The organism is Prolinoborus fasciculus (genome assembly GCF_056724605.1).
Window position 1 is genome coordinate 15,900 of the sequence record NZ_JBWZQN010000010.1, and the last position, 16,127, is coordinate 32,026.

A 16,127-nucleotide genomic window follows, 5' to 3' on the forward strand; every position below is an offset into this window, starting at 1 on the left:
ATGATAAGCAGGATTCGTAGCGGAGCGACGACACTGGTGCAAATTTCCCATAAGACCTTTCGAAATATCGGGTTAATAGGACGTCCTGATAAATCGTCGGTGGTTGAAACCTTATGCCTTATTCACGATCATCTTCTCAATTTAGGCCTACACCCAGTTTTTGATGCAGCGACAGCTGAACTTGTTCCCTATCAAAATACCCAAACCGTCAGTCGTGCCTTATTGGGTGAGGTGGTGGATCTGGTGATTGTCGTGGGCGGTGACGGCTCGCTATTACATGCAGCACGCGCCTTGGTCAAGTACAATACCCCGGTGATCGGGGTTAACCGTGGTCGTCTGGGGTTTTTAACGGATATCAAGCCGACTGAAGTGATATTCAAGCTGGATCAGGTATTAAAGGGTGACTTTCAGACTGAGCGACGCTTTTTACTCGAAGTCGAAATTCGCTCCAAAGGTGAAGTGATTTACGATGCCATTGCTCTAAATGATGTGGTGCTACATTCAGGGAAATCGGTACATATGATCGATTTTGAACTGAATATTGATGGACAATATGTCTATCGTCAGCACAGCGATGGCCTGATAGTCTCTACGCCGACTGGTTCTACGGCTTATGCGCTTTCTGGTGGTGGCCCGATTGTACATCCAAGTATGGATGCGATTGCCTTGGTACCGATGCATCCGCATACCTTGTCTTCACGCCCGATTGTGGTCGGTGGACATAGTGAAATTAAATTACTGATTCGTGAAAATCGCGTACTGCCGATGGTTAGTGCGGATGGACAACACAGTGTGTCTTTGAATGTGGGTGATAGCGTCCATATTCGCAAGCATCCCTTTAAACTGAATCTTCTGCATCCACCGGGTTATGACTTTTATAATGCCTGTCGAACCAAACTGGGGTGGAATCAGGACTTTGATTATTTTAAGCAGGATTAAATCATGAATATTGAACAAATGCTTGCCGTACTCAATCCTGAGATTGTTGAACGCCTAAGAACAGCAGTCGAAATTGGAAAGTGGCCAAACGGTGTAGCCTTGACACCAGAACAACGTCAGACCTGTATGCAGGCAGTGTATGCCTGGGAAATGAAAAACCTGCCTGAAAATGAGCGCAGCGGTTATATCGATCGCGGTACTAAAGAAGAGGGTGAAGAGTGTGATGATGATCATCACAAGAATGAACCTGAATTCAAGCCGATTCGTTTTGTTTAAGGCTTAATTCCCAGCCAATAGCAATACAATTAAAAAAAGCATTGTTCATTCACTGAACAATGCTTTTTTCTTTTGCACAAGATTAAACCGTGTGGCGATTCGCCCATAAGATTTTGGCTTTTTGCATCGCAGCGTCAAAGCTGTCACACACGCCCATGGTATATAGCGCAATGCCCATAGTTTCTATCACTGCAATCTCGCCATAATCATGGCTTTGCTGACCGTCCCAGACAGCCTTAAATAGCGCCAGATCCAGTTCTTCTTCAATTGGACTGCGGTTGTCAGTGAGCTTTGGCAATTCATGCTCATAGAGCAGGCCATCTTTAATGCCACAGATGAGCGTTTTGGCATCCGGATTACGCTCGAATTCGCCCCCTTCACCTTTAATCACGGCACTATTTTTATAGCCCAAGCGGAAAGCTGCTTGCTGATGCGAACCACGATATGCTGGATGGAAAATGGCTTGCAGGGTCGCTTTGGCATTAAAGGGATTGATCAGACGCGCCAGGGTATGAATTGGGGAGCGTAAGCCCATGACATTACGCAGCGCAATCAAGTCTGCAAGAATCGGAGAAATTACTTCTAACGGTATGTAAGCAAAATGCTGTTGTAGAAGTTGCTGTTCAACCTCGGCATCATTTTGACAGATTGGATAGCCTAAGTAAGTCAGCACCTGTTCGGTGTAAACGCGGTTCATGGTATGGCCCGAGGCACCATGCATCACAATATTATAACCATGCTTGGCCAGTGTCAGGGCTGCCAGAATAAACCATGGATAATGCTTGCGCTTGCCCGCATATGAAGACCAGTCCAGATCGACATCCAGTTTTTTGAAACTCAGCTGGTCACGTGTCGCCTGTACAAAACCGGCCAACTCATCTACAGATTCTTCCTTGACCCGCAATAACATCAAGAATGCACCTAACTGCACATCCAGCACTTCATTTTTCAAAATCATACTGAAGGCTTGATAGGCTTCATCATAGCAGAGAGAGCGGGCGCCATTTTTCCCTTTACCCACAATGCGTACATATTGGGCAAAGGGATGTTCGAAATCTTTATAAATATTTCTTTTGGTATTCATAACTTTTTACAGCTTGCAGAAAATATTAATGTCAAGGGAGAGGGTGAAAATCCATAAACATTTCAGTATACGTAAAACAATCAGTTAAATCTGATTATCGACTAATGTCTAATCTATTCTGGTTAAAACATAAACAATCTCATAATAAGTTATGCACATTTAGTCTGAATATTCGGTAAAATTTAGGCAATTTTTAGAGTCTGTTTAATTTTTCTTAATCTCTTTCTCCCATTTAATACTTTGGTCTGATACTTGAGTGTCAGATTCAATGCATGGCTGATTATCATTTTTGAACATTCTCTTGAGCCTTTTGAGACTTGATCCGGTTCATCCTGAGAAGGGATGAAGAGGTCAGTATATTTCTCAAAATGGTCTTTCTTATTTTTGATATCGTTCAAGTAGATTTATTATGGCGAAACAACCAATTTATAAGTCACTGTATTTTCAAGTGATTGTGGCCATTATCGCAGGTATTCTGGTCGGGCATTTTTCGCCTAGTGGTACGCAAATTATCAATGGCGTAGAACAGCATGTCCCTGGCTTGGGCGAACAGCTTAAACCGCTTGGTGATGCATTTATCCGTCTGATTAAAATGATTATCGCACCTGTGATTTTCTGTACCGTGGTCAGCGGTATTGCAGGTATGGAAAGCATGAAATCAGTCGGTAAAACTGGTGGTGTGGCTTTACTTTACTTCGAGATCGTATCCACGATTGCTTTGGTCATCGGTCTGGTCGTGATTAACATCGTCAAGCCTGGTGTGGGCATGAACGTTGATCCTGCTTCACTGGATACCACTGGCATCAGTAAATATGTCGCTTCAGGTGAGTCACAATCGACTATCGACTTCCTGATGAACATCATTCCAAATACGGTTGTGGGCGCATTTGCGGAAGGCGAAATTCTGCAAGTTCTATTGTTCGCGATCATTTTTGGTTTCGCACTGCATAAGCTGGGTGATCAAGGCAAGCCAGTCCTGAAACTCATTGACCAGATTTCACATGTATTCTTCAACATCGTGAACATGGTGATGAAACTTGCTCCAATCGGTGCATTTGGTGCGATGGCATTTACAATTGGTAAATATGGTATTGGTTCTCTTGCTCAGCTGGCACAGTTGATCATTTGTTTCTATATCACCTGTGTACTATTTATTTTCATCGTATTGGGCTCAATTGCGCGTTTTGCTGGTTTCAGCATCATGAAGATGATCCGCCTGATTCGCGAAGAACTTCTGATTGTACTGGGGACGTCATCTTCAGAGTCAGTATTACCACGTATGTTGAAGAAACTGGAACTTGCCGGTGCCGAGAAGTCGGTAGTAGGTCTGGTGATTCCAACTGGTTACTCATTTAACCTGGATGGTACGTCGATTTACTTGACGATGGCTGCGATCTTCATTGCACAAGCGACCAATACGCAACTTGATTTGTCTCATCAAATTACCCTGCTTCTGGTACTTCTGATCTCATCTAAGGGTGCGGCAGGTGTGACTGGTTCAGGCTTTATTGTGATGGCGGCAACCTTGGCTGCCGTAGGTAATATTCCTGTTGCAGGTCTGGCCTTGATTCTCGGTATTGACCGTTTCATGTCTGAAGCTCGTGCCTTGACCAATCTGGTTGGTAACTCTTTGGCGACTTTAGTGGTTGCGAAATGGGTTGGCCAGTTAGATATGGACAAGCTGAACTATGCTTTAGCAAATCCTGCAGAAATTGATGAAAAAATGGCGCAAGAAGGAAATAACGCTCACTAAGTTTGAGTCTGTCTTTCGTGTCTAAAAGGGAAGCTTCGGCTTCCCTTTTTTATTGACTGTGAAGTTAGTAAAAAGATGAATGCCGGCACATGACAGGGAGCATGAAAGTCGATAGTCTGTGAAAAGGAAACTCAAATGATAAACAACAAGGACAATAGAATGCTTGCCTACGATGCCGATCTAGAATTATTCCGCGATAATTTTAAACGCTTTATGAACGAACATGTCGCACCATACTATGACCAGTGGGAACGTGAAGGTCTGATGCCGCGTTCAGTCTGGAATGCACTCGGTGAAAATGGCTTCTTGTGTGTCGATGTTCCGGAAGAATATGGTGGCTATGGGGTGCCGACCGATTATTCATTGATGTTGATCGAAGAATCTGCACGTGCCGGATACAGTGCCATTGCCACAGGTCTGTCTTGTCATTCCGATATTGCAGCACCGTATATCCTGCATATCGGTACCGAAGAACAGAAAAAATACTGGTTACCAAAAATGGTGACCGGTGAAGTGGTCGGTGCGATCGGTATGACCGAGCCAGGCGCAGGTTCAGATTTACAAGCCATGCGCACCAGCGCTATCTTGCAGGATGAATATTATCTGTTAAATGGCTCAAAAACCTTTATTTCCAATGGTCAGCATGCTGACTTGGTGGTGCTTGCCGTCAAAACTGATCCGCAAGCCCGCGCCAAAGGCGTTTCATTGCTGCTGGTTGATACTCATCTGGAAGGCTTTAAAAAAGGCACCAATCTGGACAAAATTGGCCTGCATGCTCAGGATACGTCTGAGCTGTTCTTCGACAATGTTAAAGTGCCAAAGGAGCAATTACTGGGTCAGCCGGGACAGGGATTTGCTTACCTGATGCAGGAATTGCCGCGTGAGCGTACCGCCATTGCTGCCACCGCTTTAGGCGCTATTCGTGGCTCTATTGATGTGACTACACAATATGTGAAAGAGCGTCAGGCTTTTGGTCAGGCCATCGGCCAATTCCAGAATACCCGTTTTGTGCTTGCGCAAGCGAAAATTGATGAATTGGCGACCGCAGCTTTTTATAACCAGAATCTTGAGCTTTATATGCAAGGGAAGCTGGATGTAGAAACTGCAGCAGCATTGAAAAGCTTTTCTACCGATATGCAGATGAAAATCGCGGACAATCTCCTGCAATTATTTGGGGGTTATGGCTATATGACTGAATATCCAATTTCACGTTTCTTCGTTGATGCGCGGATCCAGCGGATTTATGGGGGTACCAATGAAATCATGAAAGAGATCGTGGCACGCGGTCTGTTAGGACGTTAATAGCTCAACCATAAAAAAAGAGTCCCGAAGGACTCTTTTTTATAGGGGGAGAACATAGCCAAGATGGGAAATATTTTTTAAGACTTTATGATTTTAAGACATCCAAACATTCATGAATAAAAATGGGTAAATCATTGGGTAGACGCGATGAAATCAACTGATTATTGTCATTCACCAGTTCTGCATCATAATACGTGCCACCGGCACGTTGTACGCGACTGGCATGCGCGCGAATACTGGTAATAATTCGATTTTTTAGCACATCTGCTTCACATAGTAATAATGATGCATCACATAAACTAAAGATGGTTTTCTTGGCTTGATTAAAAGCCTGAATAAACTGCAGCACCCGGAGATCGGTAGATAAGGAAACTGCAGATTCACCGCCAGGAATCAGCAAGGCATCAAAATCATCAATACTGATTTGTTCGATGCCCCGGTCAATCGTCACTGCAGAACAGCCATGCAGACCATAGACCACGTTTCCTGCAATAAACTCAATATTACAGATGCTATGCTTTGCTTCAAGCAAGGCCGCAACGGGTTCAAGATATTCCTGATCTTCAAAATTATTCGTCAAAAGTACAGCTATTCTTTTTGGCATGACTGACACCCAAACGCTTGTTTTAAGTTAGACTATCTATGATTGGTTAAAAAATCGTCTCTGCTTTGTAATGGAGTAGTGATTTAATGTAAAAAATAAGTGAAATCAAAGAGAAGTCGATAAAAATGGTGTTGCAGAGTGTGCATTTTATTGTGAAATCTATCTTAGATATGAATGGTTCAAAAATGACGTTTGCAAAGCAATTATTTTAATTTTCTTATGCTTAAAACCGCTATATAGATTAAGAAATAGTGATATTTCATCTTCCTTAAAATCAGTTAATATGGACAGGCAAAGTTTACAATTTAATAATGTAAATCAAGCAGAAAAGCTGAAGTAAATGTTACTAGATATGACCAAAAGCGATAAACGGTTAAAATCAACTGTATGTTTTTAAGACTTAATCTACCAATGTCATATTGCGTAACATTTGAAAGCTCACTATTGTTATACTGAACAGATAAGGTTTATGAAGGGCGACAGAACAATGATCAACGACGATCAAAACACCACGACTTCTCTTGATTTGGTAAAAATTCGTGAAGATATCGATTCTGTTGATCAGCAAATTCAGCAATTGATTAACCGTCGGGCACGTTTGGCTGAAGCTGTGGCAAAAGCAAAGTTTGCCTCAGAAGAGAATCCGCTGTTTTACCGCCCAGAACGTGAAGCTCAGGTTTTGCGTAATGTCATGGAACGTAATGAAGGGCCATTGTCTGATACCACCATGGCGCGTCTGTTCCGTGAAATCATGTCGGCCTGTCTTGCACTTGAAGCTCCGCAAAGCATTGCTTTCCTTGGCCCAGTCGGGACTTATACCCATTCTGCGGTACTCAAGCACTTTGGTCATGATGCTGTGGTTCGTCCTTTACCGACCATTGATGAAGTTTTCCGTGACGTGGAAGCGGGCAGTGCCCATTATGGTCTGGTGCCGGTAGAAAATTCTTCTGAAGGCGTGGTCAACCATACTTTGGACTGTTTTAAAACATCGAACCTGAATGTAATTGGCGAAGTTGAATTACCGATTCACCATCAGTTCCTGATTTCTGAAAATACCCGTAAAGACAGCATCAAGCAGATTTATGCGCATCAGCAGACTTTGGCACAATGCCGTAAGTGGCTGGATGCCCATTATCCGGGTGTGGAACGTGTCGCTTTAAGCTCCAACGCAGAAGCAGCGCGCCGTATTCGTAATGAATGGCATTCTGCCGCGATTGCCTCTGAAATTGCCGCGAGCATTTATGATCTCGAAATCATGCATAGCAATATCGAGGACAATCCTGAAAATACCACACGCTTCTTGGTGATTGGTCGTGAAAAAGTGCCGCAAAGTGGTAATGACAAGACTTCATTACTGATTTCAGCACATGATCGTGCCGGGGCTTTGCTGGAAATTCTGGCGCCATTTGCCAAGCACAATATCAGTCTGACCAGTATTGAGACGCGTCCTGCACTTCCTGAAAAATGGGCTTATGTGTTCTTTATTGATCTTGAAGGCCATATTGAGCAGGAACACGTGAAAGCAGCCATTGAAGAAATTCGTCCTTTGGTCAAAGAAGTTCGCGTGCTCGGTTCATATCCTGCAGCTGTACTTTAAGTCAGCTATCCGTGGTCAGGGCGAGGATGCTGACCACTGTTTTATACCTAAAATTGGAAGTCTAAAATGTCGTTTGTTCCAGCCAATTCAGGCATCTCAAAATTAAAGCCATATCAACCGGGTAAGCCAATCAGTGAACTTGAGCGCGAGTTGGGGCTTACCGATATCGTCAAACTGGCTTCAAATGAAAACCCGCTAGGTTGTTCAGATAAAGTCAAAGAAGCGGTAGCTGCGGAAATTGCTGAAATTGGCCGTTATCCGGATGGTGGTGGTTTTATCCTGAAAGATCAGATCAAAACCCAGTTTGGTTTTAATCATGATCAGATTACCTTAGGGAATGGTTCAAACGACTTACTGGAAATGTTTGCCCGTGCATTCGTTTCAGAAAATGATTCGGTGGTGTATAGCCAGCATGCTTTTGCAGTTTATGCATTGGTAACTCAAGCCATTAATGCACAAGCGATCGAAGTACCAGCAAAAGGCTTCTCGCATGACTTGGAAGCAATGGCGGCTGCAATTCAAGACAATACCAAACTCGTCTTCATTGCAAACCCGAACAATCCAACTGGAACCTGGTTCGAAGAAGCTGAATTTGAAGCTTTCATGCAAAAAGTTCCTGCCAATGTGATTGTGGTTCTGGATGAAGCGTATGTTGAATATTTCCCGGAAAACTTCAACAGCTTGAAATTCCTTGCGCAATATCCAAACCTGATCGTTAGCCGTACTTTGTCGAAGTGTTATGGTTTGGCTGCACTACGTGTTGGTTTTGCTCTGGCTTCAGTTGAAGTGACAGATTACCTGAACCGTATTCGTCAACCATTTAATGTCAACCATCTTGCGATGGTGGCTGCGGTGGCTGCACTGAAAGATGAAGATTTTATCGCGCGTTCTCGTGAAGTGAATAAAGCCGGTATGGCGCAACTTGAGGCTGGCTTTAAGGCTTTGGGTCTTAACTATGTACCTTCACGTGCCAACTTTATTCTGGTAGATGTACAAGCAGACCCATCAGCAACCTTCAATGGTTTGCTTAAGCAAGGGGTGATTGTGCGTCCGGTCGGTATTTCTAATCACATTCGTGTATCGATTGGTACTGAAGCAGAAAATGCGAAATTCTTAAGCGCATTGGCTAAAGTACTCGGTTTAGAGGCAAAAGCTTAAACCATGTCGCAGCCACTGTTTGAAAAAGTTGCATTTATCGGGCTTGGACTGATTGGTTCAAGTCTGGCGCGTGTCATTCGAGCTGAGCATTTGGCCAATGACATTGTTGCATCGACACGTTCACAAAAGACTTTGGAAGATGCTAAATCTCTTGGCCTGATTTCCGAAGGCTATGCAGATCCTGTGGAAGCGGTCAAAGGTGCTGATCTGGTAGTGCTTGCATTACCGGTGCGTGCCACGCAAAAGGTGCTGGAAGCCATCAAGCCTTATTTATCTGCCAATACCATTATTACTGATGTGGGTAGTACCAAAGGTAATGTGGTCGATGCAGCGAAAGCGGTTTTTGGCGATGAACTGCCTGAAGGTTTTGTACCGGGCCATCCGATTGCAGGTGCCGAGCATACCGGGGTGCATGCAGGTAAAGTTGATTTATTTGCCAATCACAAGGTGATCTTGACGCCACTGCCAAGCAGTGCAGACTGGGCCGTCGATAAACTGATTCAGCTGTGGCAAGCGGCGAAAGCCGAAGTGATTTGTATGGATGTCGACAAGCACGATGAAGTGCTGGCGCATACCAGTCATCTTCCGCATCTCATGGCATTCAACTTGGTTGAGCAATTGGCCAAGCGTGAAGACAATTTAGATATATTTCGTTATGCTGCCGGTGGCTTCCGGGATTTCTCGCGAATTGCCGCTAGCGATCCACAAATGTGGCATGACATCTTTTTTGCCAACAAAAAAGCAGTTCTGAATGCTGTTGATGGCTTTGAACAGCAGCTCGCGATTATTCGCAAATTGATTGAAGATGAAGATTCCCACGCATTGATGGGCTTATTGGGTCATGCGCAGGCAGCTCGCCAGCATTTCAACCATATGCTCGCCAAGAAACCTTTCATGGAGAAAAATAAAGTGACACAACAATTTACCATTCAGCCGGGTGCCAAGAAATTTCAGGGTAAATTTACCGTGCCAGGTGACAAATCTGTGTCACATCGCTCGATCATGTTTGGTGCGATTGCAGAAGGTACCACACATGTGACCGGCTTTTTGGAAGGTGAGGATGCTCTAGCGACACTGCAAGCTTTCCGTGATATGGGAGTCAGCATTGAAGGCCCTAAAAATGGTGAAGTCACCATTCATGGTGTTGGCATGCAAGGCTTAAAAGCGCCGCAGTCTGCCATTTATATGGGCAACTCAGGCACTTCAATGCGTTTGCTGTCGGGTATGCTAGCAGCACAGAAATTTGATTCAGTCATGACTGGTGACGCATCTTTATCCAAGCGTCCAATGGAGCGTATTGCCAAGCCTTTACGTGAAATGGGTGCGCAAATTCAGACCACTGGTGAGCGAGGTACGCCACCTGTATCCATCACCGGCAACCAAAACCTGAAAGGGATTCAGTACGATTTGCCAATGGCCTCTGCTCAGGTGAAATCAGGGATTTTACTTGCAGGTCTATGGGCAGAAGGTGAAACTTCGGTGACTGAACCAGAACCAACACGCGACCATACTGAACGTATGCTACGTGCCTTTGGTTATGAAGTGAAAACCGAAGGTAATCGAATTTCACTGCAAGGTGGCGGAAAGCTGGTTGGAACCAATATTCAGGTGCCTTCAGATATTTCTTCTGCTGCTTTCTTTATGGTCGGTGCGGCCATTACTGAAAACTCGGATGTGACCCTTGAAGCAGTTGGCATTAACCCGACCCGTACTGGTGTGGTCGAAATCCTCAAGCAAATGGGTGCGGACATTACAGTTGAAAACGAGCGTATTGCAGGCGGTGAACCGATTGCCGATATTCGTATCCGTGGTACACGTACCTTAAAAGGCATTCATATGCCGGAAGATCAGGTGCCATTGGCAATTGATGAATTCCCGGCGCTATTCATTGCGGCTGCATGTGCCGAAGGTCAAACCATCCTGACCGGTGCTGCCGAGCTTCGCGTAAAAGAATCGGATCGTATTCAAGTGATGGCCGACGGTCTTCAAACCATGGGCATCGACTGTACCCCAACGGACGATGGCATCATCATTGAAGGTAAGGGCAAGTCTGGTGACTGGTCGCCAATCTTTACGGGTGGTGAAATTGAATCGCATCACGATCACCGTATCGCGATGAGTTTTTCGATTGCCGGTTTGCGTAATTCGGAGCAGATCAAGATTGTCGGAACCGAAACGGTCGCAACCAGTTTCCCGACCTTCACAGAATTGACCTCAATCGCAGGACTGCCAATTCAAGTATCAGAATAATTTTTAAAATTATGTGAAACAGCCAAGCTTTTGCTTGGCTGTTTTGTTTATATTGCTTATGCTAAACCCATATAAGAAAAAAGCCATTTGGAAGTAGCGATGCGAAAATTAAAATTCATGGCCAATACCCAGAGCCAAACACCACGGGATGGTCAAGAAACCCAGGAATATGTAGCACATTTACTTGCCGAAAAATTAGGTAAATACGGTTTTCAGACCTTAAGCCAAAGTGGTGCTCAGGTTGCCGTCAGCGTAGAAGAACATGCGCTGCCTTTATCAGTGAGTTGCGAAACCAGAGATGAACAAGGGCATCTGGTCTGTGAGATTGCCTCATATCCTGAAGAAGAACAGGACTGGCTGGATCGTATCACCGAAAGAAGTTTGCTTAATCAGCTTGCACAGGCAGTGGAAACCTCTCTAAAAGAGCAGGAACGCTTTAGCGAGTTTGAATGGAAGAGCTAATTCAACAGACTCAATCAGCTTTGCCTACACTGCAAAGTAAACGCTTGATCCTGAATTGTTTTAAATCAGCCGATGCCAAAGAAACTTATGCTTCAATTACGCCGAGTTTGACACGTTTTATGGCGTGGGACCCACCACAATCTGAACAGGGATTTGCAACAGTCTGGCAAAATTGGCTGGAAAATATGACTGATTATAAAGAATATGTATTTGTGATCCGTCATATTGAAACACAAGAATTTATTGGGCTATGTGGTTTGCATCGACTTCATGATGAAATACCTGAAGTCGGTATTTGGATTCGTGAAACTGCACATGGTCATCATTATGGACATGAGGTAGTGCATTGTGTTGTGGCTTATGCTTTCAATACATTAGGGATTCAAGTTTTAAGCTACCCGGTAGCAGAAGAAAACTGGGCTAGCCGTAAAATTGCAGAACGCTTGGGCGGAAAAATTATCCGCTACATCGATAAGCCTAAATATCGGGCTGTGATGTATGAAATTTTTGCAGAAGATTTTGTCTTTTAATAAAAAACCCATCATTTGATGGGTTTTTTTATTTAGCCAAGCGCTAAGTACCGGGTCATTGCGATCCGTAATTGCTTTAAATAGCCGGTAAAGAAATGGTTGGCACCAGGTAATACGGTCACTAAATGGCGTTGTGGCTTTGCCCATTCAATCATATCTGAGAGCAAAGTCACTTCATCGGCTTCACCGTGAATGAACAGAATGTCGCCTTTGATGGCTGGTGTCACATAATGACGAATACCAGCTACTGTTGCAGTCGGCAGACCACATAAAATGGTTTGCTTTGGTTGCAGTTCTACCGGTAAGGCTGCATAGCTTTTTGCCATGACATGCGCACCAAAACTAAAACCGCCTGCATAAAAAGGCAGGGCAATATGCTGGTTGCGAGCGAACCGAATGACTTCTAATACATCATCCGTCTCACCGAAGCCCTCGTCGTGTATACCTTCACTTTGACCAGAACCACGGAAACTTGGACGATACACAATACAGCCACGTTCCAGATACATTTGTGCCAGTAAAACCGGAACCTTATGTTGTGGTGTACCGCCTTGCAATGGATGGGGGTGACAAACTACCGCGAATCCTTTCACTTCACCCTGAGGATAATCCACAAAAACTTCAATCTGACCCGCAGGCCCTTGAAGAAAAATTTGCTCGGGCATATAAAAACCGATGATTAACAGGAGAATCGTGCATTTTAACGATTATGGTGAATAAAAACATGAATTGGAATTAAAATAAGCAGACTGATATAGTTTGATTAATCATTTTTTGACCAGGTTGCCATGCTCGCTTTAATTTCTCCAGCCAAAACTCTCGATTACGATACTCCATTACCGACTGACCAATTTACTCAAGCGAGATTATTAGAACATTCACAGGACTTGATCAACGTTTGTCGCACACTTTCTGCAACAGAAATTTCCAGCTTAATGAGTGTTAGTGAAAAAATTGCCACTTTAAATACCGCACGTTTTAATGACTGGCAACCGAATTTTAATTTAGCCAATGCCCGTCAGGCGATTTTTGCATTTAAAGGCGATGTCTATACAGGTCTGGATGCCTATAGTTTAAAACATGAAGATCTGCACTATGCACAAGACCGTTTACGCATGTTGTCTGGATTATATGGACTCTTACGTCCCTTGGATTTGATGATGCCGTACCGTCTGGAAATGGGAACCAAATTGGCCAATTCCCGCGGGCATAACCTATATGACTTCTGGGCACATCACATTACTGATCTGATTAATCAGGATCTAGCAGCAGCAAATTCTGAAATCCTGGTGAATATCGCCTCTGATGAATATTACAAATCAGTCAACGAGTGCAAAATTCAGGCAGACATTATCAAGCCGGTATTTCTGGATCAGAAAAATGGCAAATATAAAGTGATTAGTTTCTATGCCAAAAAAGCACGCGGTCTCATGGCACGTTTTATGATTGAAAATAAAATTGATTGTGTCGAAGAGTTGAAAGCTTTTAATAGCGATGGCTATTATTTCGATGCAGACAGTTCACTTAAGGGAGAACTGGTGTTCAAACGTGATGAACAACTGAGTGCATAAATGAGATGATTCCCAGTATTCAGCATGAGGATATATATGCCGGATATTGGGATGTCGTTATTATGGTTAGGTTCTTGAACTATGTACATGCATGTGATGTGAGTAGGGAATAATAGACAGCATCATGACAACTATAAAATCTGTAATTCTTGAATATCAGGTAGAGCTTCAAGGTAATTAAAAATAAAAAATATCGCTAAACATCTTGAAATCCCTAGCAAAATCTCCCTTATTTAGATCATTTTATTCTAAAAATTAAAGTTGAGCATTCTTGGAAAAGGCCGATAAAATAAATCGAAATAATTTCTATTGAATAGGTTAGATTTCATTTATCTCCATATCTTAATTTTGAATAAACTTCTTTTAGGTGGTTTAAAAAATATATTAAATTCAATTATTTAGTTTTTTTTAAAAGGATTTTTAATAGGATCGATTTTTTGAAAAAAGAATTATAAATTAATTAAGTATTAATAAATAAAACGACATAAAATTAATATTTAGAGGATAAATAAATGCCTTCTATCGGGTTAAATGTAAACTATGTCACAAGTTTGTTAGGTTTTTTGTTAGCATAATTGCATAGTGTTACAAAGCAGCATAATAAAAATGAAAATATATGCTATCCCTGTTTTTGCCTTAATGATCAGTTTATTAGGATTTTGTGTCCATAAACAGTCCGAAATCAGAAAATATGAAAAGATCCGTCATGTCTTGAACGATGGACGTGATTCAAGCAAATTGCTGGAATCCAATCGGCATCGACATTAAGCAGCTTGTACTACCTTCCTCCCGCCAATTGGGCTGGATTAGTAAAATTAAAAACATAATAAATATAATAAAATTTTTTAAATATTCACCTGGAATATATTAATTTCTAATAAAGTGTAAAATCAAATAAGCAATAAGAAATCAATGTGTTATAATTTGCCAACGATCAGGATGAAGCAGAATTCATCTTGTTAAGCATTTGATTTAAATCGAGAAAATAAAGCTGCATAAAGGTTATGCAGCTTTTTTGTTTAGATTTTTTTTGGGTTTTTATAGCATAGCCCTGGGGCTGTAAGCTGTTCCAACATTTTAACCCGTCAAATGGCTATGCTGGCATATTCGTTGCTAACACATCCTTAAAATTGATGAATTTTTTTATAAAATTTCATTTATTTGACGGCTTGCTTAAAGCATAAAGTTTACTCAATAGGGGCTAGGTCATGACGACTCCTAATCCATCTTCAGAAAGTATGCTTGAACGTCTGTTTAAACTGAGTGAAAACAAAACCAGTTTCCGTACAGAAGTTCTTGCCGGTGTGACAACATTCTTAACGATGTGTTACATCATTATTGTCAATCCGATGATTTTGTCCGAAACGGGGATGGATCATGGGGCTGTCTTTGTAGCAACCTGTCTTGCAGCCGCGATTGGCTGTTTAGTCATGGGCTTGATTGCAAATTATCCAATTGCACTTGCACCAGGCATGGGCTTGAATGCCTTCTTTACCTATTCCGTATGTTTGGGAATGGGTGTGCCTTGGCAAACAGCACTTGGGGCTGTGTTTATCTCCGGTCTTGTGTTTATTGCGATCAGCATATTCAAAATCCGTGAAGCCATTGTCAATGCGATTCCAATGTCGCTGAAACTGGCCATCGGTGGTGGTATTGGCTTATTCCTTGCGCTGATTGCTTTGAAAAATGCCGGCCTGATTGTGGATAATCCCGCTACATTGGTAGGTTTGGGTGATTTAAAACAACCATCGGTTTTACTTGCATTATTTGGTTTCCTTCTGGTTGTTGTGATGCATCACTTTAAAGTGCGTGGTGCGATCATCATCAGTATTTTGGTGTTAACCGGTATTTCAGCAGCATTGGGTCTGAGTGAATTTAAAGGTGTGGTTGGCGCAGTGCCATCGATTGCACCCACATTTATGCAAATGAGCTTTGAAGGTCTGTTCACTGCCAGTTTAATTGGCGTGATTTTTGTCTTCTTTCTGGTTGATCTGTTTGACTCAACCGGTACGCTCGTAGGTGTTTCACACCGTGCAGGCTTGTTGAAAGATGGCAAACTGCCGCGTTTGAAAAAAGCACTTTTTGCTGACTCTTCTGCAATTGTTGCAGGTGCAGCTTTAGGTACCTCATCGACTACACCATACATTGAATCTTCTGCAGGCGTAGCAGCCGGTGGCCGTACAGGTCTAACTGCCGTCGTAGTCGGTATCCTGTTTGTTGCCTGTTTGTTCCTGGCACCATTGGCACAGTCTGTACCAAGCTTTGCAACCGCGCCAGCGCTGTTATTTGTCGGTGTCTTAATGATTCAAGGTATCGTGCATATTGACTGGGAAGACATTACAGAAGCAGTCCCTGCATTTTTAACCATTGTATTTATGCCATTTACCTATTCGATTGCGGATGGTATTGCGATGGGCTTCATTAGCTATGCACTGATCAAATTGTTAACCGGTAAGGCATCAACTGTACCGTATATGGTCTGGATTGTTGCAGTACTATGGACGCTTAAATTCGCACTATTTGGCGGCTAATTTTTCTAGATTTGGAAAGGGTGTAAACTCAGTTTGCACCCTTTTTTTATTATTTTAGGTTTCATGAGGA

General features: G+C 42.9%; 14 protein-coding genes. 11 read left to right on the forward strand and 3 right to left on the reverse strand.

Annotated features, from left to right (window positions below):
• Nucleotides 1-939: an NAD(+) kinase gene (locus AC1P5O_RS03785; RefSeq protein ID WP_004645573.1), complete on the forward strand. Its 939-nt coding sequence runs from the start codon at nt 1-3 to the stop codon at nt 937-939.
• 3 nt (nt 940-942) lie between these two features.
• Nucleotides 943-1,215: a YeaC family protein gene (locus tag AC1P5O_RS03790; RefSeq protein WP_004278992.1), complete on the forward strand. Its 273-nt coding sequence runs from the start codon at nt 943-945 to the stop codon at nt 1,213-1,215.
• A gap of 82 nt (nt 1,216-1,297) precedes the next feature.
• Here the strand turns inward: AC1P5O_RS03790 and AC1P5O_RS03795 are convergent, their stop codons facing one another.
• Complete coding sequence (locus AC1P5O_RS03795) at nt 1,298-2,299, reverse strand: glycosyl transferase family protein (RefSeq protein ID WP_348942064.1); 1,002 nt, start codon at nt 2,297-2,299, stop codon at nt 1,298-1,300.
• Between the two features lie 409 nt (nt 2,300-2,708).
• Here AC1P5O_RS03795 and AC1P5O_RS03800 point away from each other — a divergent pair, with 409 nt between their 5' ends.
• Both AC1P5O_RS03800 and AC1P5O_RS03805 read left to right on the forward strand, forming a co-directional pair.
• Nucleotides 2,709-4,052 carry a dicarboxylate/amino acid:cation symporter gene (locus tag AC1P5O_RS03800; protein WP_004278990.1) on the forward strand — a complete coding sequence of 448 codons (1,344 nt, stop codon included), beginning with the start codon at nt 2,709-2,711 and terminating at the stop codon, nt 4,050-4,052.
• A 159-nt stretch (nt 4,053-4,211) separates the two neighbouring features.
• A complete protein-coding gene (locus tag AC1P5O_RS03805) occupies nt 4,212-5,354 on the forward strand; it encodes an acyl-CoA dehydrogenase family protein (protein WP_004278989.1) in 1,143 nt (380 codons plus the stop codon).
• A gap of 85 nt (nt 5,355-5,439) precedes the next feature.
• Here AC1P5O_RS03805 and AC1P5O_RS03810 read toward each other — a convergent pair whose 3' ends face one another.
• Nucleotides 5,440-5,958, reverse strand: coding sequence for a DJ-1/PfpI family protein (locus AC1P5O_RS03810; RefSeq protein ID WP_348942065.1), 519 nt, complete (start codon nt 5,956-5,958; stop codon nt 5,440-5,442).
• Between the two features lie 487 nt (nt 5,959-6,445).
• On the opposite strand from AC1P5O_RS03810, the gene pheA reads away from it, so the two are divergent.
• The 5 genes from pheA to AC1P5O_RS03835 all read left to right on the forward strand — a co-directional run bounded on the left by pheA (nt 6,446) and on the right by AC1P5O_RS03835 (nt 11,955).
• A complete protein-coding gene (pheA, locus tag AC1P5O_RS03815; RefSeq protein ID WP_004278987.1) occupies nt 6,446-7,555 on the forward strand; it encodes a prephenate dehydratase in 1,110 nt (369 codons plus the stop codon).
• Between the two features lie 66 nt (nt 7,556-7,621).
• Nucleotides 7,622-8,713, forward strand: a complete 1,092-nt coding sequence (gene hisC, locus AC1P5O_RS03820) for a histidinol-phosphate transaminase (RefSeq protein ID WP_004645569.1) — start codon at nt 7,622-7,624, stop codon at nt 8,711-8,713.
• Between the two features lie 3 nt (nt 8,714-8,716).
• Nucleotides 8,717-10,963, forward strand: a complete 2,247-nt coding sequence (locus AC1P5O_RS03825; protein WP_004278985.1) for a bifunctional prephenate dehydrogenase/3-phosphoshikimate 1-carboxyvinyltransferase — start codon at nt 8,717-8,719, stop codon at nt 10,961-10,963.
• Nucleotides 10,964-11,062: 99 nt separating this feature from the next.
• On the forward strand, nt 11,063-11,425 hold the full coding sequence (locus tag AC1P5O_RS03830) for a hypothetical protein (RefSeq protein ID WP_004278984.1): 363 nt from the start codon (nt 11,063-11,065) through the stop codon (nt 11,423-11,425).
• Nucleotides 11,413-11,955, forward strand: a complete 543-nt coding sequence (locus tag AC1P5O_RS03835) for a GNAT family N-acetyltransferase (protein WP_004278982.1) — start codon at nt 11,413-11,415, stop codon at nt 11,953-11,955. Before AC1P5O_RS03830 ends, AC1P5O_RS03835 begins: the two co-directional genes overlap by 13 nt.
• Before the next feature lie 32 nt (nt 11,956-11,987).
• Here the strand turns inward: AC1P5O_RS03835 and AC1P5O_RS03840 are convergent, their stop codons facing one another.
• Nucleotides 11,988-12,620, reverse strand: a complete 633-nt coding sequence (locus tag AC1P5O_RS03840; RefSeq protein ID WP_004645565.1) for an alpha/beta hydrolase — start codon at nt 12,618-12,620, stop codon at nt 11,988-11,990.
• A gap of 123 nt (nt 12,621-12,743) precedes the next feature.
• Between AC1P5O_RS03840 and yaaA the strand changes: the two genes are divergently transcribed.
• Together yaaA and AC1P5O_RS03850 are read left to right on the forward strand one after the other, a co-directional pair.
• Complete coding sequence (gene yaaA, locus AC1P5O_RS03845) at nt 12,744-13,526, forward strand: peroxide stress protein YaaA (RefSeq protein ID WP_004278979.1); 783 nt, start codon at nt 12,744-12,746, stop codon at nt 13,524-13,526.
• 1,208 nt (nt 13,527-14,734) lie between these two features.
• Nucleotides 14,735-16,057, forward strand: coding sequence for an NCS2 family permease (locus AC1P5O_RS03850; protein ID WP_004278978.1), 1,323 nt, complete (start codon nt 14,735-14,737; stop codon nt 16,055-16,057).
• The last annotated feature ends 70 nt before the right edge of the window (nt 16,058-16,127 follow it).